Here is a 21,924-nt window from a genome sequence, read left to right on the forward strand (position 1 = left end):
GGATGCGGTGCCCGCGCATCTGTAGTGCGAGCGTGAGGGCGGGGGAGAAGTTGAGTGACGACCGGGACGAGTTGGCGATCCTGTACGAGCGCGACTACGCGCGTCTGGTCAGGTTCGCGGCGCTCATGGTCGGCAGCGTGGGCGACGCGGAGGAGATCGTGCAGGACGCGTTCGTGGCGGCCTACCGATCGCTGTGGCGCATCCGGGACCAGGACAGGCTCGGGGCATACGTGATGCGATCCGTGATCAACGGCTGCCGGGGTTCGCTCCGGCGGAAGCGGCACGGCCGCCATCAGGTGATCTCCGAGGGGGTCGCCGGGCCGGACCAGTCGCTGTCGTCGGTGGCGGTTCGCCGCGACATGGTGGCGGTCCTGGCCAAGTTGCCGCAACGCCAGCGGGAGGTGATGTTCCTGCGGTACTACCTCGATCAGTCCGAGGAACGAATCGCGCGGGCCATGGGCATCACCCGTGGTGCGGTCAAGACCCACGCGGCCCGGGCCGCCGGAAATCTTCGCTCGCTGCTGGAGAGGGAGAAATGAAGCAGGCCGACGGCGGGCTGAGCGCCGCCGAGGAGCAGCAGTTGCGGACGCGGATCCACCGCCAGGCGGACTCGATACAGCTCAGCGGTGATGGATGGCAACGAATTGCGAAGCGAACCCAAGGGCGGAAGACAGTCATGCGGAAGCGTCTCCTGATACCGGCCACGGCGGCGCTGGGAGTGATCCTCGTGGTGGTCGCCGCGGTGGCGGTGAACCGCCGCGCGGACAGCGACGTACCGACGGCCGCGCCGCAGCCGACCGCGACCGCCGACTATCCGATCATCTGGCCGCAGGCCCTGGTGGGCGGGACGACCGGATCGGGACCGGCGGCCGGCGATCCGGTACCGACGGCCGAGAAGTTCCTCGGCGAACTCGGCGTCCCCACGTCCGGCCTGACCTTCTCGGCCGAGCCGGACGACGGGGGCGGCGCGCGGCTGGTCAAGGTCACGGCCCGGAACGGCAGCGTGCTCGGCACGATGAACCTGCGCCGGGGCGCCGGGGCGTGGGGCGTGCAGGCGATGCGGTCGCCACGTACCACCGTGCGCAACCCCGAGCCGAACGGTGCGGTCAACCCGCCGCTGTCGGTCAACTTCCGGACCGACAGCGACGGAACGGCGCGGGTACGCCTGCTGGACGCCCGCAACTCCAAAGAACTGACCAGATGGTCGGAGAACATCGACCCGAACCAGGACTGGCAGGCGAACGCCAACTTCACGAGGGAGCCGAACCCGTTCCCCGGATATCTGGTGCTGACCGTGCAGGACGGCGGCGGACGATTCAGCAGTGTCGTCGTGATGCCGCTGACCATCGGGGCAGCCTGACGGTCCAGGGCAGGAAGCGCGGCCCGCGTCGCCGGTGGGGCGGGCTGTCCGCTATCCCCGCACGGCCGTCGCGTAGGCGGCCGAGCCGATCAGTTCGAGCGACACCTGCAGCCGCTCCAGGCTGATGTTCTTGGCGATGGTGTCCTCGGGGCTGTGGTACGGCGGCTCCAGCAGCGCCGGCGACTCCTCGCCGCGCCACGAGAAGTTCGCCGCCGCGATGCCGACCTCCTGGAACGACTGGTGGTCGCTGGAACCCCGCAAGGTCACCGGCGAGATGCGCGGGGCGTACCCGAGACGTTCGGCCGCGGCCGCCACCTCGTCGGTCGCCCGGTTGGCCAGGCCGGTGTACGACAGCAGCCAGTACCGCGTCGCCGGATCCCAGCTCGTGGCCACCATGTCGTTCTGGAACACCGCCAGGATCCGGTCCCGCTCGGCCTGCGGCAGCTGCGCCACGTAGTACCGCGACCCGATCAGGCCCTGCTCCTCCGAACCCCACAACGCGAAACGCAGGCGCGCCTTCGTCGGCAGGTTCCGCAACACCCGGGCCAATTCCAGATTGAGTACGGTGCCCGAGCCGTCGTCGTTCGCGCCGGGCGCGCCGATGACGGTGTCGTAGTGCGCGCTCACCATGACGACCGGCTCGGTGCCGGTCGGCCGGCGGCGCGGGGCGTCCGCGATGACGTTGTGCGACGTCAGGTTGCGGTGCGCGCGCGTGGTGACGGTCAGGATCAGCCGGCGCTGGGCCAGCAGCGCCCGCAGCCGGTGCTTCTGGGCCTGGGCGACGCCGACGACCGGGATGGCGACGGCGGTGGCCAGGACCGGGCTGAACGCCGACGCGCGGCGCGGCTCGACCAGGTCGACCGGCAGGAAGACGACGGCGGCGGCGCCCTTCTCGACGGCGGTGGCCACCTGGGCGTCGCGGGACGCGGCCACGTAGTCGATCAGCACGATCTTGCCGGTGACGTCGGTGGTGTAGTTCTCCGGGGCGCCCGCGGCCACGTCGACCACCGAGGCACGCACCCGGGTGTCGAGACCACCCAGCGCCGCCGCGCCGGCCTGCCAGTTCAGGTCGCGGGGCAGCCCGCTCGGCGAGTCGAGCTGGGCCAGGAATTTGTCGGCGACCGGGAACGGCTGCAACGCGACGTCGTACCCCAATCGGTCCAGGGTCTTGGCGATGTAATCGGCGGCGATCTTCTCGGAGCGGGTGCCGCCGATGCGCGGGCCCAGGTCGACCGAGAGAACCTTGAGATGCCGCAGGGCACGCTCGGCCGACACCCGCCGGGCGACCTGGGTGTCGTGGCCGGTGAGCGCGGGCGGCCGCACGGCTCCGGGCCGCTGATCGGTGACGGCCCAGGCGGGGGCCGGCAGGGCCACGGTGGCCGCGCCGCCGAGCGCGACGGTCAGCATCCGGCGGCGGGTAACCGAGTTGTCCATGGGTCTCCTCCTCGTGGGGACGAGGACGGCGGCCTCGTGGGCCATCGTTCCCCGTTGCCGAAGAACCTAGGGGCAATATCAGCGATCTTCAATAGCTGCCGAAACCCTCAAGTAGCCCGCCCACTGCCGATTAACCCGGCAGGGAGGGCCGATGGACGACGTCACACGAGAGGCCATGCGCCTGCTCGAGGAGGCGCAGGCGGGCGGCACGCACGAGGCACTCGAGCGCGCCGAAACGCTGCTGCGCCAGGTCGGTGACCGCGCCTGCCTGCATTTCGTGCGCGCCGTCGCGTACGACGTGCTGGGCGATCCGGCCTCCTCCGAACAGGCCCTCGACGACATGCTGGCCGCCGCCGAACGGGAGAACAGCCCCGGCTGGCAGGCCTGCGCGCTGGGCACCCGCGCCTCCCAGCGGGCCCGCCTCGGCGAGACCCACGCCGTCGAATACGACCTCGACAGCGTCATGCGCGACCTGGTGCAGGCCGAGACGTACGCCGTCATCGAGACCGAAGCGGTGGCGGCCGTCCACGCCCAGGTCGCCATCGCCTTCGGCCTGATGGAACTGCGCCTGTACGAGCTGGTCGGGCCGCACTACGAGGCGGCCTACGAGATCTGCGCCCACGACGCCACACAGAGCGGCAAACGCGCCATGTGGCTGATCAACCTGGCCGAGCTCCACCTGCACTGGGCCCTCGAGCTCTACCAGGTCGGCCAGGTCAAGCAGGCCGAGGATCACACGGCACAGGCCGAGGTGTACGCCGTCCGGGCGGCCGCCGAGGTCAGCGGGCCGGCCGCCGACGTGTGGCGCAACTACGCCCTGCTCGCCGCCGCCTGCGCCAAAGCCGACCGGCACGACCCGGAGACCGCGGCGGTGGAGATCGCGCATCATCAGAGCCGGCTTCAGTCGTACGGGATGAGCGCCCTGGTAGTCGCCTTCTGCGAGCCCTTCCACGCGGTGGCGCTGCGCCGCACCGGCCGCCTCGACGAGGCCCTGGAACTGATCGGGCGGGCGGTCCGGGCGCTGCCCGGCGACGCCGGCGTGCTGATCACCTCGGCCACCCACCACACCCACGCCCTGCTGCTGACCGCGCACGGCTCGGCCGACGCCAAGGCGGCCCTCGCCTACGGCGCGACCCTGGCCGCCGCCCTGTGGCAGCAGCGGCAGCGCACCCTGCACTCGTTCACCACGATGAAGTCGCTCGACCAGCTGCGCCGCCGTCACGAGCAGGCGGCCCGCGCGGCCGACGTGGACGCGCTGACCGGCATCGCCAACCGGCGCGCCTTCGACGAGGCGGTCCGCCGCACCCAGGACGGCGACGTGGCGGTGCTGGTCATCGACACCGACAAGTTCAAACAGATCAACGACACGGCCGGGCACGAAGCGGGCGACGCGGCCCTGCGGGCAATTGCCATGACATTGACCGCAAACGTCCGCGACCAGGACTTCGTGGCCCGCCTCGGCGGCGACGAGTTCGCGGTCCTGCTCCCCGGCCTGGACACGGCGACGGCCTACGAAATGGGCCGCAGAATGGTCGACGCGGTACGGGCCCTACCGGATTGCCCGGCCACCCTGAGCATCGGCGTGGCGGGCGGCCCGGCCGGCGATCTGCAGCAGATCGTACGCCGGGCCGACGCGGCCATGTACCGGGCGAAAAGGCGCGGCGGGGACGACGTGGAAGAATGCGAGAACTTCGCCGAACAACGACCGGCGGCCTGACCGGATACCCGTGAAATCGGCGCCATAACCCATCAATCTTGCCCCAGGAACAACTTACGCCTAATCCGTTCGAGCACCGTATTCGAATGCGGCGGATATGTTGAGCTGACCGGGTCGTGACAAAGACCTGGGAGGAAAAAGAAATGCGTAAGACAAGCCGTCGCATGGCCCTGGCCGGCATGGGCCTGTTCACCGGTGCGGCCATGGCCCTGGCACCCGCGCAGGGCGCCCTCGCCAACGTCCCCGACGACCCGGCGGCATCAGCGGCCGGGGAGTACGCCCCGCCCCCTGAACACAGGTCCGGCATCTCCGGCATCGTGATCGCCATCTTCAACCTCGACGGCCTGCCCGGCCTCGACAGCCTCACCAGCTGGCCCATGCCGATGGGCGGCGCGGGCGTCCCGTGGACGGGCCAGCAGGCCGGCCAGCCCGGCGGCCCCACCACCACAACCGACCAGACCACCGCACCCACAACCACCGACCAGACCACCACCACTACCGGCACCGGCACCACTACCGGGACCGGCACCGGGACCGGGACCGGCACCGGCGCTACCGGCACGAGCACTGCCGCCACGGGCACGGGCGCTACCGGCGCCGGCACCACGGGTACCGCGACCACCGGCAGCGGGACCGGTACCACTGCGAGCGGCACCACCACCGGCACCACGGCTGGCACTGCGACGACCGGCGCCACCACGGGCGGTACCACCGCTGGTACCACGACCACCGGCACCACAACGACCGGCGCCACCGCGGGCGGCACCACCACTGACGCCACCACTGGCACCGCCACCACTGGCACCGGCACCACCACCGGCGGCGCGACGACGGGCGCCACCACCGACACCGCGACGGGCGACGCCACCAACACCACGACCGGCGACGCGACCGCGGGCGTCACAACAGGCGACGCTACAACCGGCGCCACTGCCGGCGACACCACCGCCGACACCGGCACGGCCGCCGACACCACGACCGCCGGCGACACGACTGCCACCGATACCACCGCAGGTGAAGCCACCGCCGACACCACGTCCGGTGACGAGGCCACCCCGGCCGACGCGACCGCCGGCGACTTCACCGTGGGCGACTCGACCGTTGACACCACCGCCGCCGGCGACGCGACCGTTGACACCACCGCCGACACCACCGCCGGCGACGTGACCGCGGGTGACGCCACCGACACCGGCGCCGAGACCACCACCGGGACCGGCGAGACCGTCTGACCCGCCGCGCGATCAACCCGCTGCCCGCGCCGGGCAGCGGGTCGTCGCCGGTCCGGGGCGGCTTGCCCGAGCCACCCATCATGGAGCAATGACGGATCTTGGAAGCCTCGCTCAGCAGACCGCCGACGACCTGGTCCGTACCCGCGCCGGCGCCGTCGTCGCCGTCCTGTCCGGCGACCGCAGCGAGATCCGTGCCGCCGGCCGGGTGGTCCCCGGCGACGTCTTCGAGATCGGCTCGGTCACCAAGGTCTTCACCGCCCTCAGCCTGGCCCGCCTGACCGTCGCCGGCCTCGTCCGTCTGGACGAGCCCCTGGCCCAGCTGCTCCCGCCCGGCGCCACCGTCCCCTCCCGCGACGGCGCCGAGATCACCCTCCAGCATCTGGCCACCCACACCGCCGGCCTCCCCCGCCTGCCCACCGGCATGCTCAAGCGGCTGCTGCTGCACCCCAACGACCTCGACCCGTACGCCGATTGCACCACCGACATGCTGCTGGCCGCCCTGGCCCGCACCCGCCTGTCCGCCCCGCCCGGCAAACGCTTCCGTTACTCGAACTTCGGCGCCGGCCTCCTCGGCCTGGCCCTGGCCCGCCGCGCCGGCCTCCCGTATGCCGATCTGATCGTCCGCGAGACCGGCCTCCCCCGGCCCGACCCGTCCCGCCTCGTCCAGGGCCACACCCGCCGCGGCCGCCAGACCCCGCCCTGGCACCTGGCCGACCTGGCCGGCGCCGGCGCCCTGCACTCCACCGCCGCCGACCTGCTGGCCTTCGTACGCCGCCAACTGGACAGCCCGGACGACCCCGCGATCCACCTGACCCGTTCGGTCCAGCACCGGACCAGCCCCGTCACCTGGGTCCACCTCGGCTGGATGGGCCGCCGGTTCCAGGAAACCACCCAGCTCTGGCACAACGGCGGCACCTCGGGCTTCACCTCGTTCGTCGGCTTCGACCCCGACCACCGCACCGCCGTGGTTCTGCTCAGCAACTCCCAGCGGCTCATGGACAAGGAGGCCGGCGACCTCCTGCGTACCCTCACGCCCTGATCGTCACCGCAGCGGCCGGAAGGCGGCGCGCAGCTGCTCCGCGAACAGTTCCGGCTCCTCCCAGGCCGCGAAGTGGCCGCCACGCGCGGCTTCGCCGAAGTAGTCGAGCGTGGGGTACGACTGTTCGGCCCAGCTGCGCGGCGTCCGCCAGATCTCGCCGGGGAAGGCGCTGAAGCCGACCGGAACCCGCGGATCCGGCAGCGGCGCGCGGCCGGCGGCGGGGGCGTCCGGCCCGTACGCCTCCCAGTACGAGCGGGCCGCGGAGGTGCCGGTCCCGGTCAGCCAGTACGCCGTGATGTTGTCGAGAATGTGGTCGCGGGTGAGGTTGCCCGAGACCTCACCGCCGGTGAACGCGCGAGCGATCTTGTAGTACGCGTCGGTGTCGTGGTCGATCATCCAGGCGGCCAGCGCCACCGGGGAGTCCTGCAGCGCGTACCCGATGGTCTGTGGCCGGGTCGCCATCTCCACGAAGTAGCCGTTGCCGCTGCTCTGGAAGGTCTTGATGGCGGCCAGCGCGGCCCGTTCCGCGTCCGTGCCGTTCGGCAGCGACGCCGGATCGTTGAGCGCCGGCACGAGCAGGTTGGTGTGGATGCCGGCCAGGCCGTCCGGCCCGAGCCGGCCCAGCGCGTCGGTGACACCGGCCCCCACGTCGCCGCCCTGAGCCACGTACCGGTCGTAGCCGAGCCGGCGCATGAGTTCCGTCCAGGCCCGCGCCGTCCGTACCAGGTCCCATCCCGGTTCGGCCGGTTCACCCGAGAAGCCGTACCCGGGAAGCGACGGAAGCACGAGGTGGAACGCGTCCGCGGCGGTGCCGCCGTGCGCGGTGGGATCGGTGAGCGGGCCGACCGAGTCGAGCATCTCGATCACGGAGCCCGGCCACCCATGCGTCATGATCAGCGGCAACGCGCCCGGGTGGGCCGACCGGACGTGCACGAAGTGGATGTCCACCCCGTCGATCTCGGTGACGAACTGTGGAAGAGCGTTGAGCCGGGCCTCGACCCGCCCCGTGTCGTACTCGGTGGCCCAGTACTCCCGCAACGCCCGCGCCACCGCCAGCTGCACCCCCCTGGGACCGGTCCCCCACGATCTCCCGGGTCGGCCAGCGGGTCGCCGCCAGCCGCCGCCGCAGATCGTCGAGCGCGTCCTTGGGAATCTGAACGGTGAACGGCCGGACCGCTTGCTGATCGAGTGTCGTCATGCCTTCGAGCCTCATCCGGCTCGGCGTCGCACACACCGGTGAATCCCCCTGGTCGCCCGGTGGCCAGGGGAGCCCCGGCACGTCTCGTAAAGCGTCCTAGGAACCTAGCTTTCCGCCTCTCCAGGGCGACGGCGGGACTTTCCAGCGCGACGGCGGGACTTTCCAGCGCGACGGCGGGATCGAGCTGTGACGCCGATCTCAGTAGAGTCGGGTCATGACCATCGATGACCGGCTGACCACGCTCGACGCGCTCTGGTCGGTGTGGGCGGCGACCGGGCGCGGCCTGGACGACACGGACTGGGACCGCCCGACCCGCCTCGACGACTGGACGGTGCGCCACCTGTGGGCGCACGCGGCGCAGTGGCCCTTCGGCTTCGCCGTGCTGGTGGAGCAGTGGGTCACCGACGCCGCGCCCACCCACGCCTCGGCCGCGGCCCTGATGGCCGAGTTCAACGCCCCGGACGGCGTCGCCACCACGACGCGCTCCCAGGTGGCGACGGCCGGCCGCGAGGACTCGGCCAAGTACACCGTCGAGCAGATGGTGTCCCAGTTCGCCTCGACCGGCCCTACCGCCATCGAGGCCGCCCGCAAGCTGGGCCCGGTCCGCGTGAACTACTTCGGCCGGGCCGTCCTGCCCCTCGAGGAAGTGGTCAGCATCGGCGTCCTCGAGACCACGGTCCACCTGCTCGACGTGCAGCGCGCCCTCGGCCTCGAGCCCGACGTCCCACCGGAGAGCCTGCGGCACACGGCCGCCGTCCTGGCCCAGATCGCCCCGCCGGTCGACTTCATCGAGGCCACCACCGGCCGCGCCTCCACCGACCTGTTCCCCGTCCTGTCCTGACCCATGGCCGGCGAGTCCCCACTCACGCTGAGGGGGGCCCTCCAGGTCTTCCATCGGTACGATCCCACGACGGTGACCGAGCTCGGCGGGGTTATCTTCGGCCCCGGCCCCTCCCCCGAGGCCGCGGTACCGGGCTGGGCCGACCCGGGAAAGCCGGTCGCCCAGATTTTGCGCGGCTGCCTGGACCGGATGGCCGGCCGAATGCCTGAAATGGGCGTCCGCTCGGGGTGACGGTCAGCCGCAGTGGCCGAAGTCGCTCTCGTAGTTGAAGTCGTCGATCGAGCCGCCCCACTTGATGCAGGTCTTGTCGGCCGACGCCTTGACCGGGCCGGCGAAGAAGTCGACCTCGCCGCCCTGGGTGTCGCGCTTCTTGTCCTTGACCTCGAGGAAGGCCGAGGCGTCGGCCTTCTCGTTCAGGTCGGTGCTGCGGAGCGTGACCACGCAGTTCTGCTTGTTGTCGCCCGAGAGGAGCAGGTAGACGCGGCCCACGGTGCCGGCGTCGCCCTTGAGGGTGGCCGTCTCGACGATCCGGTAGTCGCTGCCGCAGACCTGAGTCGCCGTGTACGGGTTGGTGACGTCGCCGGCCGGCGACTCCTCGTCCTCGGCCGGCTGGGAGGGCTCCTCGACCGGCTCGGTCTCGGGGTCGGTCGGCTTGGGGCTCTTCGTCTTCGCCGGCCTGGGCGACTTGGTCTTGCTCGGCTCCTCGGCCGGGGCCGGGGTGGCGCCCGCGCCGGGGTCGACGGCGCCGTTGGCCACCGGGTTGTCGACGGGGTCGTTGCCCGAGCCGCTCGTGACGATGGCGAAGGTCACCGCGACCACGCCCAGGACGACGGCCGCGATGGCCAGGGCGATCACCGTGCCGCGCTTCTTGCCCTTCGAAGAGTCACCGGACGACGAGGAGCCACCCTCGTAGCCGCCCGTGACGACCGCGGCGGGCGGGCGGTTGCCGTAGCCGCCGCTCGATCCGGCGCCGCGACCCGGCGGGGACACGGACGCGGCACCGGCCGCGAAGCCGCCCGAGGACGGAACGGAGGCACTGCCCGAGGGGTAGGAGCCGCTACCGGACGGGTAGGAGGCGGTGCCACCCGGATAGCGGGCGGTGCCGCCCGGGTGACCCGGCGGCGGAACCGCGGCCGCGCCGGCACGGCCGGTCGGCCCCCCGGGGTAGGCGCCGCTCTGCGCCCGCCCCGGCGGGTAGGCCCCGGTTGCCGGGTTCCGGCCGGCGGGCGGGAAGGAGCCGGAGGCCGCGGCGCGACCCGAAGGGGGGAAGGCGCCGGAGTTCGCCGGCGGCTGCCCGCCGGGGCGCTGGTAGGGAGCGGTGGGCCCGGCCGGCCCGGCGCCGGGGCGGCCGGCGCCGCGGGCGGCCTGGGCCAGGGCGGCCGCGCTCGGGAACCGGTGCTGCGGGTTCTTGGCCAGGGCCCGGTTCACCAGGGCGGCCACCGCCGGCGGCACGTCCGGCGGGAGGGGCGGCAGTTCCCCGTACACCAGCTGGGCCAGAACTTGAAGGGGGTTCTCCCCGACGTACGGCGGACGGCCGGTCAGGCAGCAGTACGCGACCGCGCCCAGCGCGTACACGTCGGTCAGCCCCGACACCGGGTGGCCCTCGGCCTGCTCCGGCGCCATGTAGTTGGCCGAGCCCAGCACCACGTTCGTGCTGGTGATGCCGGTGACCTGGGTCGAGCGGGCCACGCCGAAGTCGACCAGCACCAGGGCGCCGTTGGGGCGGACCAGCAGGTTGGCCGGCTTCACGTCGCGGTGCACGATGCCCGCGTCGTGCGCCACCTGCAGCGCGTCGGCGACCTGGGCCACGATGCGCATCGTCTCGGCCGGGCTGAGCCGGCCCGCCTGCTGGATCTGCTTCGACAGCGGGGTGCCCTCGATGAACTCCATGACCATGTAGTCCATGCGGCCGCCCCCGACCGCCGCGTTCTCGCCGTAGTCGTAGACCTGGACGATGCCGGGGTGGCGCAGGGCGGCCATCATGCGGGCCTCGGAGCGGAACCGGGTGAGGAACTCGGGGTCGGCCATGAGGTTGGGCAGCACGACCTTGACCGCGATGGCACGGTGGAGCATGCGGTCGGTCCCGCGCCAGACCTCACCCATGCCACCGGCCGCGATGCGTTGAGTCAATTCGTAGCGCTCGCTGAGCAACGTCCCCGGGGAAAGCACCGGATCATGTTACTCAGACCGGCTGGGTGACCTCCGCGGGCCGATCGTCGAGCATCGTGGCCTCGTCGAACGGGTCCTGCCCGGCCAGCACGGCCGCCGTCTTCTCCCGGTCGATCTCGCCGGTCCAGGTGCCGATGAGCACGGTCGCCACCGCGTTTCCGGCGAAATTGGTCAGCGCCCGCGCCTCGGACATGAACCGGTCGATGCCGACGATGAGGCCGACCCCGTCGACCAGGTCGGGCCGGTGGCTCTGCAGGCCGCCGGCCAGCGTGGCCAGCCCGGCCCCGGTGACGCCGGCCGCGCCCTTGGACGCGATGATCATGAAGACCAGCAGGGAGATCTGCTCGCCGATCGACAGCGGGTCGCCCATCGCCTCGGCGATGAACAGCGAAGCCATCGTCAGGTAGATCGCCGTGCCGTCGAGGTTGAACGAGTACCCGGTCGGCACCGTGATGCCGACGACCGGCTTGCTGACGCCCAGATGCTCCATCTTGGCGATGAGCCGGGGCAGCGCCGACTCCGACGACGACGTCGACAGGATCAGCAGGAACTCGCGGCCCAGGTACTTGAGCAGCGCGAAGATGTTGACCCGGGCGAACGTCCACAGGATCAGCGCGAGCACCACGAAGACGAAGATGGCGCAGGTGACGTAGAAGCCGAGCATGATCTGGGCCAGGCTCTTGAGCGCGTCCACGCCGGTCGCGCCGACCACCGCCGCCATCGCGCCGAAGGCGCCGATCGGGGCCAGCCACATGATCATGGCGAGGATCTTGAAGACGAGCCGCTGGATCACCTCGACGGCCCGCAGGACCGGCTCGCCGCGGGTGCCCAGGGCCTGCACGGCGAAGCCGACCAGCAGCGCCACCAGCAGCGTCTGCAGCACCTCGCCGTCGGTCAGGGCGGACAGCAGGCTGGTCGGGATGATCCCGAGAACGAAGTCGTCCAGACCCTCCTTGGGCGCGTCACCGGCCGCCTTCTGGCCCGCCTCGGCGATCGACGGGTCCAGGTGCAGCCCGGCCCCGGGGTGGATGATGTTGCCGACGACCAGGCCGATGGCGAGGGCGACGGTCGACATGAGAAGGAAGTAGCCGAGCGCCAGCCCACCGACCCGGCCCACCTTGGCCGCCTGCCGGATCGAGCCCACGCCCAGCACGATGGTGCAGAAGATGACCGGCGCGATCATCATCTTGATCAGGTTGACGAAGGCGGTGCCGACCGGCTTCAGCTCCACGGCGAAGTCCGGGACGGCCAGGCCGACGGCGATGCCGGCCACGACGGCGGCGATCACCGCCAGATACAAATAGTGGGTACGGTCCCTCGGGGTCTTCATGACGGAGAATGTGGCCCGCGTCTCATCCCGGGGGCATCATTGCGTTCATTCTGTTTTCCGGCGCGTTTCGGTGACGATACGAGCTGGAGCATCGCGCGGCAGCTGTTCGTGCTTCAGGCGCTGGTCGTGGCGGCCCTGGTCGCCATCGGCACGGCCGGGACCGTCCTCATCGTCCTCGACGACGCCGAGCGGGCCGCGATCGACGACGTCGTGGACATCGCCGAGACCGTGGCCCGGTCCCCCATGGTCGTCGACGCGGTGCGGCGCCCGTCACCGTCGACGGTGCTGCAGCCGTACGCCGAAAGCGTCCGGGTCGCCACCGGCACCGACTTCATCGTGGTCATGGCCACCGACCGCACCCGCTACACCCATCGCACGCCCAGCCTGATCGGGCAGCCGTTCATCGGGACGATCGACAAGGCGCTGGCCGGCGGCACGGTCGTCGAGAAAAGCGTGGGCACGCTGGGCGAGTCGGTCCGGACCGTCGTGCCGGTGCGCGATGAGCAAAACCGGGTGATCGCTCTCGTTTCCGTCGGCATCACCACCGACGCCATCAATCACCGGCTTATCGGGCGTACGCCGGCCGTCGCCATCCCGACCGCACTGGCGCTGCTGCTCGCGGCGGCGGGAAGCTGGCTGCTCAGCCGCCGCCTCCGGCGCCAGACCCACGGGCTCGGCCCGGCCGAGATGACCCGGATGTACGAGTACCACGACGCTGTGCTCCACTCCGTACGCGAAGGGCTCGTGGTGGCCGACCGCGACGGGCACATCACGCTGATCAACGACGAGGGGCGGCGGTTGCTGGGCGACGACCTTCCCGCACCGGTACGCGATCTGATCGCGGCCCGGGCCGCGGTGGCCGACGAGCCGGTCCTCGCCGGCGATCGCGTCCTCGTGGCCAACCAGCGAGTGATCCATTCGGAGGGGCAGACCATCGGCACCGTACTGACTCTGCGTGACCACACGGAGCTGCGGGCTTTGACCGGAGAGCTTGATTCCGTACGCGGCCTGACCGATGCCCTGCGGGCCCAGGCGCACGAGGCCGCGAACCGCCTGCACACGGTGCTGACCCTGGTCGAGCTCGGCCGCACCCGGGAGGCGGTCGACCTGGCCACCGCCGAGCTGGCCGTGGCCCAGCAGCTGACCGACCGGGTGGTGGGCGCCCTCGACGAGCCGGCCCTGGCCGCCCTGCTGCTCGGCAAGTCGGCCCAGGCCGGCGAACGCGGCGTGGAACTGATCGTCGACGAGGCCTCCCGGATGGCCGGCACTCCCCTGCCGAGCCGCGACCTGCTCACGGTGGTGGGCAACCTGGTCGACAACGCGCTGGAGGCCGTGGCCGGCACGCCACCGCCGCGGAAGGTGACGGTCCTGGTGCTCTTCTCGGACGGCGTCGTCCTGGTCCGGGTCACCGACACCGGCCCCGGCGTCCCCGCGGGCGCGTTCCGCAAGGGCTGGTCGACGAAGGCCCCGGGCCGGGGCATCGGCCTGTCCCTGGTACGCCAGGTCACCGACCGCCACGGCGGCACCATCGAGGTGGCCGGTTCGGCGGTCACCGTGCGCCTTCCGGTGCCGCCTCATGACTGACATTCGCGTTCTCGTGGTGGAGGACGAGCCGCTGCTGGCGGAGGCCCACGCCGCGTACACGGAAAGAGTCGAGGGTTTCGCCGTCTCCGGCGTGGCCCACACCGGCCAGCAGGCGCTGGCGGCGCTGCGCTCCACCCCGATCGACCTGATCCTGCTCGACCTGCATCTGCCCGACATGTTCGGCCTCGACCTGTGCCGCTCCTTGCGCGGCGCCGGCCTCACCACCGACGTCCTGGTCGTGACCTCCGCCCGCGACCTGGCCGTGGTCCGCTCCGCGGTCTCCCTGGGCGTCACCCACTACCTGCTGAAGCCGTTCACCTACGCCGCTTTCCGGGAGAAGCTTCTCGGGTACGCCCGTTACCGAGCACAGGTGCAGGGCACAGCCCCCGTGGCCGCCCAACACGAGATCGACCGCGCCCTGGCCTCCCTCCGGGGCACGTCCCCGGTAACCCTCCCCAAGGGACTCGACCAGGGCACCCTGGACCTCGTCCTCGGCGTCCTGCGAGCCGGCGACGACACCACTGGCCTGTCCGCCACGGAGGTGGCCGCCCGCATGGGCGCCTCCCGGGTGACCGCCCGCCGCTACCTCGAACACCTGGCCGACACAGGCCAGGTGACCCGGACCCCGCGCTACGGCGGCCCCGGCCGCCCGGAGGTGGAGTACCGCCAGGTCTGAGCCCCTTCTCGACCCTTCAGGTCATTCCCGCTGTCTCGGCACGAAGCTGAACAGCTGAGCCTGAGCGGTGAGCCGCCCGGGCGGCGGTGCGGTCGCGAGCCGGTGCATGCCGACCCGGAACCGGGCATCGTCCGGCCGGGTGAACGCGATCTCCTGGAACCCGTGTGCTTCGAGATCGGCCCGGACGCTCTCGCTCGGGTCCACGTCCTGGCCGCCCCGGCCGCGCGTCCAGATCACGATGCCGTCTTCGGCCAGCAGCGCGGGCAGCGCCGCGATGGTCCGGCGCACATCGTCGTCACTGATATTCCCGAACACTCCGCAAGCCATCACGATGTGTGCCGGTGCCGCATCGAGAAACGTGCCGGCGGAACCGGAGTCACCCGTTCGTACATCGACGCCCGGCAACCCCAGCCGGGTGGCCGTCGCGCGCGCCCTCGCCGCCAGCTCAGGGTCGAGCTCCGTCAACACGGCGTGCACCGCGTGCCCTCGATCGTGCCGAGCGAGAATCGGCAACACGTCTCGCCCGTCGCCGGCGCACAGGCTGATCAGCCGGCGGCGGCCGTCCGCCTCGGCGGGCGCCTCGGACAGCGCACGCGTGAGATAGTCCCGAACGACCGTCAACCGTCGCGACAGCGACGAGTCCGGGTCGTCGTACTCGTCATGCCAGGCCAGCCAGTCAGTGCTCATCGGGACATGATGGCCCCCCGCGGCGCCGCCGGCCTTCGCATGCTGCTTCAGGCAGCCCGGGTGGTCGACGCCGGCGGTCCTAGGGGAGCGCGCCGATGTGGGCGAGGAGGGTGCGGACGCCGCCGGCCGGTGGGACTCGAGAGCCCGACCAGATGGCGCGCAGCGGACGGTGCAGGTCGAGGCCGGCGACGGGGACGGGGCGGAGGCGGCCGGCGCGGAGGTCGTCGGCGACGGCGAGACGGCTCAGGGCGGCTGGGCCGGCGCCGGCCAGGACGGCGGCGCGTACCGCGGCGGAGGTGGAGAGTTCCAGGGCTGGGTGGGCCGGCGTGTAGTCCCCGCCCAGGACTTCGCGCAGGGCGGCGGCGAGGAAGTCGCGAGTGCCGGAGCCGGCCTCGCGGGTGACCAGGGGCGTCTCCCCCAGTTCGGCGGCGTCGACACCGTCGGGGCGGCGGGCCCACCGGTGTGCCAGGGGGACGACCAGGACCAGGTCGTCGTGGGCGACCACGCGGCTGCGCAGGCCGCGCGGGGCCGTCGGCCCTTCCACGAAGCCCAGGTCGGCGGCGCCGGAGCGAACCTGCTCGATGACGGTGTCGCTGTTGGTGGCGGTGAGCACCACCTGCACCGGGGGCTCGCCGCGCCGTTCGGCGTCGGCCTGGAGGCTGACCAGCCAGCTCGGCAGCAGCTGCTCGGCCACGGTGAGGCTGGCGCTGACCCGGATGCGGCTGCGGCTGTCGTCCCGCAGCGACGCCAGCCCGGTGTCGACCTCGTGGGCGAGGGTGAGCAGCCGGTCGGCCCACTGCGCGACCACCGCCCCGGCCGGGGTCAGCTCGGCCCCGCGCGTGGTGCGGTGGGCGAGCCGGATGCCGGTCTGCGACTCCAGCGCCGCCAGCCGCGCCGAAGCCGCCTGCTGGGACACGCCGGTCTCCCGGGCGGCCGCGCTCAGACTGCCGGTCCGGGCGACAGCGAGGAAGAGTTCGAGAGCTGCCAGGTCGGGCATGCGCGCGCTGAGGGCCACAATGAGACATGGTAGCGGGGTACAACCCCAGGTTGTGAGACCACAAGATCAGGCCACCTACCGGCTGGTCCGGGGCGGCGCGATCGTGGACTCATGACTACAGCACCTTTGGTTGCCAGGCGGGCGGATGACGCCCCCGGGACGGTACCCGGCCGGCCTTTCGGGGCGCTGGTGGCGAATTTCGGGCCGAACTGGTTCGCGTCGGTCATGGGCACGGGCATCGTGGCTACCGCGGCGGTGTCGCTGCCGGTGCGCCTGCCCGGCCTGCGACTGCTCGCGGTGGGCGGGTGGGTGCTCGCGGTCGTCCTGCTGGTCGCCGTGACGGCGGCAACGGCCCGGCATTGGCGGCGGTACCCCACCGTCGCCCGTCGCCACCACCTCGACCCGGTCATGGCGCACTTCTACGGCGCGCCGCCGATGGCGCTCATGACCGTGGGCGCCGCAACCCTGCTGGCCGGGCGGGACGTCATCGGCGAGACGGCCGCGCTCGCCGCGGACTGGGTGCTCTGGACGGCGGGCACCATCGGCGGCCTGATCACCGCGGTCGCCGTGCCGTACCTCCAGTTCACCCGCCACACCGGCGAGCGCGAGCCGTTCGGCGGCTGGCTCATGCCCGTGGTGCCGCCGATGGTCTCGGCGGCGACGGGCGCGCTGCTCATCCCGTACGCCCCGGCCGGCCAGCCCCGACTCACCCTGCTGGTCGCCTGCTACGCGATGTTCGGCGTCAGCCTGATCGCCTCGTTCGCCGTGATCCCGCAGATCTGGCAGCGCCTGGCCACCCGCGATGTCGGCCCCGCCCGCATGGTGCCGACCCTGTGGATCGTCCTCGGCCCCCTCGGCCAGTCGATCACCGCCCTCAACCTGCTCGGCGGCGTCGCCCACCTGGCCCTCCCCCACGAGTACGCCGACACGCTGCGCGTCCTGGGCGTCGTCTACGGCGTACCCGTGTGGGGCTTCACCCTGCTCTGGATGGCCTTGGCCACGGCCATCACCGTCCGCACGGCCCGCGCCCACCTGCCGTTCAGCCTGACCTGGTGGTCGTTCACATTCCCCGTCGGCACCTGCGTGACCGGCACGTCGGCCCTGGCCACGCACACCGGCTCGGACATGCTCGCCGGAGCCGCCGCGCTGCTCTACGCGGGCTTGCTGGCCGCCTGGACAGTGGTAGCCCTCCGCACCACCCGAGGCGCTCTCCGCGGAACCCTGTCCCTCCCCGCAGCACCGCAACGCTGAGACAGCTCCGGCGCACACCGCAAGACGCCGCACCGCATCCGCCATGGACGCCCGCACCCCAGCTCCACACCCGCCGCACCGCCAAGACGCCCCACACACACGCCGAGACCCTGGCGCAAGCCGCCTCAGGCACAAGCCCGCAACGCTGAGGCGAGCCGCCCCAGAGCGTTGACGCAGAGCCCCGGGCCACGCTGGAACAGTCCGCCGCGCGGCGATAGGCCAGGACGCCGCGCCGAGCAGAAGCACAGCGTGGCGCGGCGCGGCGCGGAGACACGGCGCCACGCAGAAACACAGCGCGGGGCGGCGTGAAGGCACAACAGCGCGGCGCGGAAGCACAGCGCGGCGCGGCGCGGCGTGAAAACTCAGCATGGCGCGAAGACTCAGCACGGCGCAGAAGCTCGGCACCGCGCAGAAGCTCAGCACAGCGCAGAAGCTCAGCGCGACGCGACGCGACGCGACGCGGGAGCACGACGCGACGCGGCAGCACGGCGCGGCGCGGCTCGGAGATGCGGCTCGGCGCGGAGATGCGGTGAGGGCTGCGGTCAACGTTCGCCGATAAGCGCCTCCACCGCGGTCGAGGACTCCGGGAACAGGGCGAGCAAGGCCGGGGTGGGCGGCGCGGAAGCCGACCACTCGCCCGCGCAGCCGAGCAGTTCGGCGACCGTGTCGGCCGTGGCGGGGTGGGACGCCAGCAGCGCCGCGGCCGGGCCCGCGCCGGGGCGGTTGGCCGCCCGTGCCGACGGCGGCGGCCGGTCCCAGGGTGGGGTCCAGGCGTCGAGGGCTTCCAGCGTGGCCGGGAACGTACGGCCCGCCTCGCGGGTCAGGACCGGTACCAGCTCGGCCGCCTGGTCGCGCAGCGTGGTGATCAGGGTGGGCAGCCAGGGCAGCAGCACCGGGTCGGGCAGGCGGCCGAAGGCCTTGGACAGCGTCTCGACCACGAACGGGGCCAGGCGCGGCACCGGCTCCAGCGCCTGCACGAAACCGCTCACGTACTGCGGGACCGACGGCACCACCAGCGGGTTGTCCAGCAGTTCCTCGACCCGCGAGCGCAGCTCGGGCAGCGGCAGGGCGCCGAGCTGGTGGCGGGCCGACCAGAGCAGGGCCAGTTTGGCCGGCGATTCCGGATGGGACTGGCGGACCGCCAGTTCGAGCTGGGCCCGGTCGCAGCCGAGCGACAGAGCCAGGCTCTCCATGCTGAACAGGAAGCCGAGCATCGCTCCGACCTGGCGCACCCCGGTCTCGTCGTCGACGAACGCGGTCGGCAGCAGGGTGCAGTAGTGCGCGTACCCCTCGGTGACGAACCGCTCGCACCAGGCCGGCAGCGCCGGGGCGGTGCTCCGGTAGTGGCCGAGCAGCCGCCGGACGCGGCGCAGGACGACCGGCGCCTCGTCGACCGTGCGCTCGCCCTTGAGGAGTTCGACCGCGCGGGCGCCCAGCTCGTCGGTGAGCCGGGGGCTGGCCAGGAACAGCAGCGAGTCCTCGACCGCCTTGAGCGCGACCGCCGCCGTGGCCGAGGAGTCCCAGGCGGCGCGGCGCAGCCGCTGTTCCAGCACCTGTTCGACGGTGACACCCTCGTACCCCAGCTCGATGATCGTCCGCTGGTGGCGGCCGAGGTCGAGGTCCCAGCTTTCCTGGAAGTGTTTCTCGCCCAGGCGGCGTGATCCCATGATGGGGCGGACCGCGTGGTCGGGCAGCAGGTAGCGCAGCATCCACAGCAGCTGGGAGCAGGCCGCCAGTTCGGGCCGGGCGGTCAGGTCGAGCAGCGCCCGCTGGATCGTGCGCTGTTCGAGGTTGAGTTCGAGCGGGGCCAGCCGGTCGAACACGTCGCGGGCCAGCGGGGGCAGCGCGTCGTAGCCGACCTGGCCGATCCGGTCGCCGCCGAGCAGGATCTCGCACAGCCGCCGCACGTCGCGCCGCCCCGGCACGACGTCTTTCTCGATGCAGGTCACGGCGGCGTCGGCGAAGTCGTACGGGGTGGGCCGGGCCCGCCCGCGCATCCCGGCGAGCAGGACCGACGTCTCGAAGACGGCGATCGCGTCGGCCGTGCTGGCCAGGTATCCGTTGCGGCGGGCCAGCCGGACGATGTCGACGCACCAGCCGCGCAACTCGGCCTCGTCGAGCCCGTCGAGCGTGGGCGGCCCGGAGAGGTACCCGGTGAGCTGGTCGGCCGGCGGCGGGTCGGCCTGCGGCGGCGGCAGCGCCTTGCGGACCTTCTTGTTGCGGCCGCCTTTCTGCCCGTCGAGCTCGAACGGCGTGAGCCGGGACCTGGTCAGCCCTTTCTGCCAGGTGGCGGCCGCGATCGAGACCGAGCCGGGCGCGAGGCCGAACTGCGCCTCGATCGCCGAGTGGCTGGACGGGATGAGGCCGTAGAGCCACGTCGTGCCGGTCCGCGGGCTGATCGCGAAGTCCGGGGTGCCGGGGGCCGAGCCGACCTCGGGGAGACGGCTCGCCGCGTGGAACGCCCCGCACACGTAGAGGCAGTCGGCCGGGTCGGTCCCGGTGGCGGCCAGGTGTTCGCGGATGCGCGTCCACATGTAGCGCTCGCGGTCCTCGTCGCTGCGCCAGCGGGCGCCGTCGTGCGGGGCCAGCCGCCGGAACAGACTGCCGATGAGGACCATGACCTGGCGGTACGTGTCGTGGTCGGCGCCGGCCAGCGGCTGTTCCACGTACTGGTCCCACCACTCCGACCAGTGCCGGACCCGGCCGTGGTGCAGCAGGTGCTCCTCCAGCTCGGCGAAGCGCGGCCGCAGGTCGCCGATCTCGACGCCGACCGCGTCGCCGTGCAGGTCCTCCTCGGCCGGCCCGGGCGGGGCCGGCTCGTCGCGCGGCGCCCACTGGAAGACGTGGTCGGTGGAGCGGTCGACCAGCACGAGCTGCACGCCGGGGGTCTCCAGGGCGTACGAGATGGCCTGGTATTCCGCCGAGCTCTCGGTGATCGGGGCGATGACGCTGAGCGGCGCCGACTCGACCGGGAAGCCCTCGAGCTCCGACGCGAACGCCTGCAGCGCCACCGGGAGCCGGCAGTTGCGCAGCTCGGTCAGGAGCGGCGCCATGTCCTCGCACAATTCCAGGTAGATCACCCGGGGTTGTTTCTCCCGGAGCCGGCGCACCATGGCCAGCGCCGAGGCCGGCGAGTGGTGGCAGACCGGGAAGATCTCCAACGGCTCGCGCAGGGCGTGTTCGACGTCGTCGACCATGCCGGTGAGGATGTCGGGCAGGGCGGCCGGCCCGCCGGCCAGCGCCTCGGCCGCGCCCAGCAGCTGCGCCCGCAGCGGGTCGAAGGGCCCGCTCATGACAGGGTCGCGATCGCCTGGCGCCCGCCCTCGAGGAACCCGGTCCACTCGCCGCCGTCCTCCTTGCTGCGGGGCTCGATCACGCCGTGCCAGTACTTGTTCAGGATCGCCAGGTCTTCGGGGCTGCGCCGGGCCAGCGAGCCGACCAGCGATCCGGCCAGCGTCTCGGCGGTCAGCGTGGCGGCGCCGAAGAAGTTGCTGTGCAGGATCGCGTCCTCCAGCACGCCGATCTGCTCGGCGGTGGACAGCGCCGACTCCAGCTTCTCGTCGTCGCTGCCGGCCGAGCTCGCGGCCGCGCGCAGGTCGGCGAAGCTCTGCAGGAGCACGTCGAGCAGGGTGGGCGGCACCTCGAGCTCGATGTTGTGGCGGCGCAGCAACTCCTCCGTACGGAATCGGACGATCTCGGCTTCGCTCTTCTTGTTCGTCACCACGGGGATCCGGACGAAGTTGAAGCGGCGCTTGAGGGCCGAGGACAGGTCGTTGACGCCCCGGTCGCGGCTGTTGGCGGTGGCGATGATCGAGAAGCCGGGCCGGGCGAAGACGATGTTGTCCTCGTCGAGCTCGGGGATCGACACGTACTTCTCGGACAGGATCGAGATCAGCGCGTCCTGCACGTCGCTGGTCGAGCGGGTCAGCTCCTCGAAGCGGCCGATGACGCCACCCTCCATCGCCGTCATGATCGGCGACGGGATCATCGAGGCCCGGGACTGGCCCTTGGCGATGACCATCGAGACGTTCCACGAGTATTTGATGTGGTCTTCGGTGGTGCCGGCGGTGCCCTGCACGACGAGCGTGGAGTTGCGGCTGATCGCGGCCGCCAGCAGCTCGGCCAGCCAGCTCTTGCCGGTGCCGGGATCGCCGATGAGCAGCAGTCCGCGGTCGGAGGCGAGGGTGACGATGGAGCGCTCGACGAAGCTGCGGTCGCCGTACCATTTCTGGCCGATCTCGCGGTCGAGGCCGTCGGCGCGCTCGGAGCCGAGGATGAACAGGCGCACCATCTTGGGGCTCAGGCGCCAGGAGAAGGGTTTCGGCCCGTCGTCGATCGACTCGAGCCAGTCCAGCTCGTCGGCGTACTTGATCTCGGCCGGGGGCCGCAGCATCTCGCTCATCAGAAGTCTC

17 protein-coding genes and 1 pseudogene are annotated in these 21,924 nt (G+C 72.1%); 9 read left to right on the plus strand and 9 right to left on the minus strand.

Annotated elements, in window-relative coordinates:
- Window positions 1-32 precede the first annotated feature (32 nt).
- Window positions 33-539, plus strand: a complete 507-nt coding sequence (locus tag AB0C26_RS37515; RefSeq protein WP_360257552.1) for a sigma-70 family RNA polymerase sigma factor — start codon at window positions 33-35, stop codon at window positions 537-539.
- Between the two features lie 137 nt (window positions 540-676).
- Window positions 677-1,360 carry a hypothetical protein gene (locus AB0C26_RS37520; protein WP_360257554.1) on the plus strand — a complete coding sequence of 228 codons (684 nt, stop codon included), beginning with the start codon at window positions 677-679 and terminating at the stop codon, window positions 1,358-1,360.
- 51 nt (window positions 1,361-1,411) lie between these two features.
- Here the strand turns inward: AB0C26_RS37520 and AB0C26_RS37525 are convergent, their stop codons facing one another.
- Window positions 1,412-2,794, minus strand: coding sequence for a M20/M25/M40 family metallo-hydrolase (locus AB0C26_RS37525; protein ID WP_360257557.1), 1,383 nt, complete (start codon window positions 2,792-2,794; stop codon window positions 1,412-1,414).
- A 151-nt stretch (window positions 2,795-2,945) separates the two neighbouring features.
- Between AB0C26_RS37525 and AB0C26_RS37530 the strand changes: the two genes are divergently transcribed.
- From AB0C26_RS37530 to AB0C26_RS37540, 3 genes are all read left to right on the plus strand, one after another.
- Complete coding sequence (locus tag AB0C26_RS37530) at window positions 2,946-4,511, plus strand: diguanylate cyclase domain-containing protein (RefSeq protein ID WP_360257559.1); 1,566 nt, start codon at window positions 2,946-2,948, stop codon at window positions 4,509-4,511.
- Window positions 4,512-4,654: 143 nt separating this feature from the next.
- The gene (locus tag AB0C26_RS37535; RefSeq protein WP_360257561.1) at window positions 4,655-5,740 is read left to right on the plus strand and encodes a hypothetical protein; all 1,086 of its coding nucleotides are present in this window, start codon (window positions 4,655-4,657) and stop codon (window positions 5,738-5,740) included.
- 88 nt (window positions 5,741-5,828) lie between these two features.
- Window positions 5,829-6,779 (plus strand): serine hydrolase domain-containing protein, encoded by a 951-nt coding sequence (locus AB0C26_RS37540; protein WP_360257563.1) that lies wholly within the window; start codon window positions 5,829-5,831, stop codon window positions 6,777-6,779.
- Between the two features lie 3 nt (window positions 6,780-6,782).
- On the opposite strand, the gene AB0C26_RS37545 is transcribed toward AB0C26_RS37540, so the two are convergent.
- Window positions 6,783-7,841, minus strand: coding sequence for an epoxide hydrolase family protein (locus AB0C26_RS37545; protein WP_360257566.1), 1,059 nt, complete (start codon window positions 7,839-7,841; stop codon window positions 6,783-6,785).
- A gap of 52 nt (window positions 7,842-7,893) precedes the next feature.
- Window positions 7,894-7,992, minus strand: a pseudogene (locus AB0C26_RS37550) (hypothetical protein); the annotation flags it as partial.
- Window positions 7,993-8,191: 199 nt separating this feature from the next.
- On the opposite strand from AB0C26_RS37550, the gene AB0C26_RS37555 reads away from it, so the two are divergent.
- Window positions 8,192-8,818, plus strand: a complete 627-nt coding sequence (locus AB0C26_RS37555; protein WP_360257568.1) for a maleylpyruvate isomerase family mycothiol-dependent enzyme — start codon at window positions 8,192-8,194, stop codon at window positions 8,816-8,818.
- Window positions 8,819-9,052: 234 nt separating this feature from the next.
- Here AB0C26_RS37555 and AB0C26_RS37560 read toward each other — a convergent pair whose 3' ends face one another.
- Together AB0C26_RS37560 and AB0C26_RS37565 are read right to left on the minus strand one after the other, a co-directional pair.
- Complete coding sequence (locus AB0C26_RS37560; protein ID WP_360257570.1) at window positions 9,053-10,987, minus strand: protein kinase; 1,935 nt, start codon at window positions 10,985-10,987, stop codon at window positions 9,053-9,055.
- A 13-nt stretch (window positions 10,988-11,000) separates the two neighbouring features.
- Window positions 11,001-12,317, minus strand: coding sequence for a cation:dicarboxylate symporter family transporter (locus AB0C26_RS37565; RefSeq protein ID WP_360257572.1), 1,317 nt, complete (start codon window positions 12,315-12,317; stop codon window positions 11,001-11,003).
- Window positions 12,318-12,425: 108 nt separating this feature from the next.
- Between AB0C26_RS37565 and AB0C26_RS37570 the strand changes: the two genes are divergently transcribed.
- Together AB0C26_RS37570 and AB0C26_RS37575 are read left to right on the plus strand one after the other, a co-directional pair.
- Complete coding sequence (locus AB0C26_RS37570; RefSeq protein WP_360257574.1) at window positions 12,426-13,901, plus strand: sensor histidine kinase; 1,476 nt, start codon at window positions 12,426-12,428, stop codon at window positions 13,899-13,901.
- Window positions 13,894-14,577, plus strand: coding sequence for a response regulator (locus AB0C26_RS37575; protein ID WP_360257576.1), 684 nt, complete (start codon window positions 13,894-13,896; stop codon window positions 14,575-14,577). The genes AB0C26_RS37570 and AB0C26_RS37575 overlap by 8 nt, the downstream gene beginning before the upstream one ends.
- 21 nt (window positions 14,578-14,598) lie before the next feature.
- On the opposite strand, the gene AB0C26_RS37580 is transcribed toward AB0C26_RS37575, so the two are convergent.
- Together AB0C26_RS37580 and AB0C26_RS37585 are read right to left on the minus strand one after the other, a co-directional pair.
- Entirely contained in the window at window positions 14,599-15,264 is a 666-nt protein-coding gene (locus AB0C26_RS37580; protein WP_360257578.1) for a class I SAM-dependent methyltransferase, read from the minus strand.
- 79 nt (window positions 15,265-15,343) lie between these two features.
- The gene (locus tag AB0C26_RS37585; RefSeq protein ID WP_360257581.1) at window positions 15,344-16,279 is read right to left on the minus strand and encodes a LysR family transcriptional regulator; all 936 of its coding nucleotides are present in this window, start codon (window positions 16,277-16,279) and stop codon (window positions 15,344-15,346) included.
- A 171-nt stretch (window positions 16,280-16,450) separates the two neighbouring features.
- Here AB0C26_RS37585 and AB0C26_RS37590 point away from each other — a divergent pair, with 171 nt between their 5' ends.
- Window positions 16,451-17,512 (plus strand): TDT family transporter, encoded by a 1,062-nt coding sequence (locus AB0C26_RS37590; protein ID WP_360257583.1) that lies wholly within the window; start codon window positions 16,451-16,453, stop codon window positions 17,510-17,512.
- 542 nt (window positions 17,513-18,054) lie between these two features.
- Here AB0C26_RS37590 and AB0C26_RS37595 read toward each other — a convergent pair.
- Both AB0C26_RS37595 and AB0C26_RS37600 read right to left on the minus strand, forming a co-directional pair.
- Window positions 18,055-20,805 (minus strand): DUF5682 family protein, encoded by a 2,751-nt coding sequence (locus AB0C26_RS37595; protein ID WP_360257585.1) that lies wholly within the window; start codon window positions 20,803-20,805, stop codon window positions 18,055-18,057.
- On the minus strand, window positions 20,802-21,914 hold the full coding sequence (locus tag AB0C26_RS37600; protein WP_360257587.1) for an AAA family ATPase: 1,113 nt from the start codon (window positions 21,912-21,914) through the stop codon (window positions 20,802-20,804). The genes AB0C26_RS37595 and AB0C26_RS37600 overlap by 4 nt, the downstream gene beginning before the upstream one ends.
- Window positions 21,915-21,924: the final 10 nt, after the last annotated feature.

The organism is Actinoplanes sp. NPDC048796 (assembly GCF_040650035.1).
Taxonomy (GTDB): Bacteria; Actinomycetota; Actinomycetes; order Mycobacteriales; family Micromonosporaceae; genus Actinoplanes.

Excerpts from the sequence above, each read along its gene's own strand:
- AB0C26_RS37595 (WP_360257585.1), bottom strand. The coding sequence starts at position 20,805 with ATGAGCGGGCCCTTCGACCCGCTGCGGGCGCAGCTGCTGGGCGCGGCC.
- AB0C26_RS37565 (WP_360257572.1), bottom strand. The coding sequence starts at position 12,317 with ATGAAGACCCCGAGGGACCGTACCCACTATTTGTATCTGGCGGTGATC.
- AB0C26_RS37520 (WP_360257554.1), top strand. The coding sequence starts at position 677 with ATGCGGAAGCGTCTCCTGATACCGGCCACGGCGGCGCTGGGAGTGATC.
- AB0C26_RS37575 (WP_360257576.1), top strand. The coding sequence starts at position 13,894 with ATGACTGACATTCGCGTTCTCGTGGTGGAGGACGAGCCGCTGCTGGCG.
- AB0C26_RS37600 (WP_360257587.1), bottom strand. The coding sequence starts at position 21,914 with ATGAGCGAGATGCTGCGGCCCCCGGCCGAGATCAAGTACGCCGACGAG.
- AB0C26_RS37525 (WP_360257557.1), bottom strand. The coding sequence starts at position 2,794 with ATGGACAACTCGGTTACCCGCCGCCGGATGCTGACCGTCGCGCTCGGC.
- AB0C26_RS37535 (WP_360257561.1), top strand. The coding sequence starts at position 4,655 with ATGCGTAAGACAAGCCGTCGCATGGCCCTGGCCGGCATGGGCCTGTTC.
- AB0C26_RS37580 (WP_360257578.1), bottom strand. The coding sequence starts at position 15,264 with ATGAGCACTGACTGGCTGGCCTGGCATGACGAGTACGACGACCCGGAC.
- AB0C26_RS37530 (WP_360257559.1), top strand. The coding sequence starts at position 2,946 with ATGGACGACGTCACACGAGAGGCCATGCGCCTGCTCGAGGAGGCGCAG.
- AB0C26_RS37540 (WP_360257563.1), top strand. The coding sequence starts at position 5,829 with ATGACGGATCTTGGAAGCCTCGCTCAGCAGACCGCCGACGACCTGGTC.
- AB0C26_RS37555 (WP_360257568.1), top strand. The coding sequence starts at position 8,192 with ATGACCATCGATGACCGGCTGACCACGCTCGACGCGCTCTGGTCGGTG.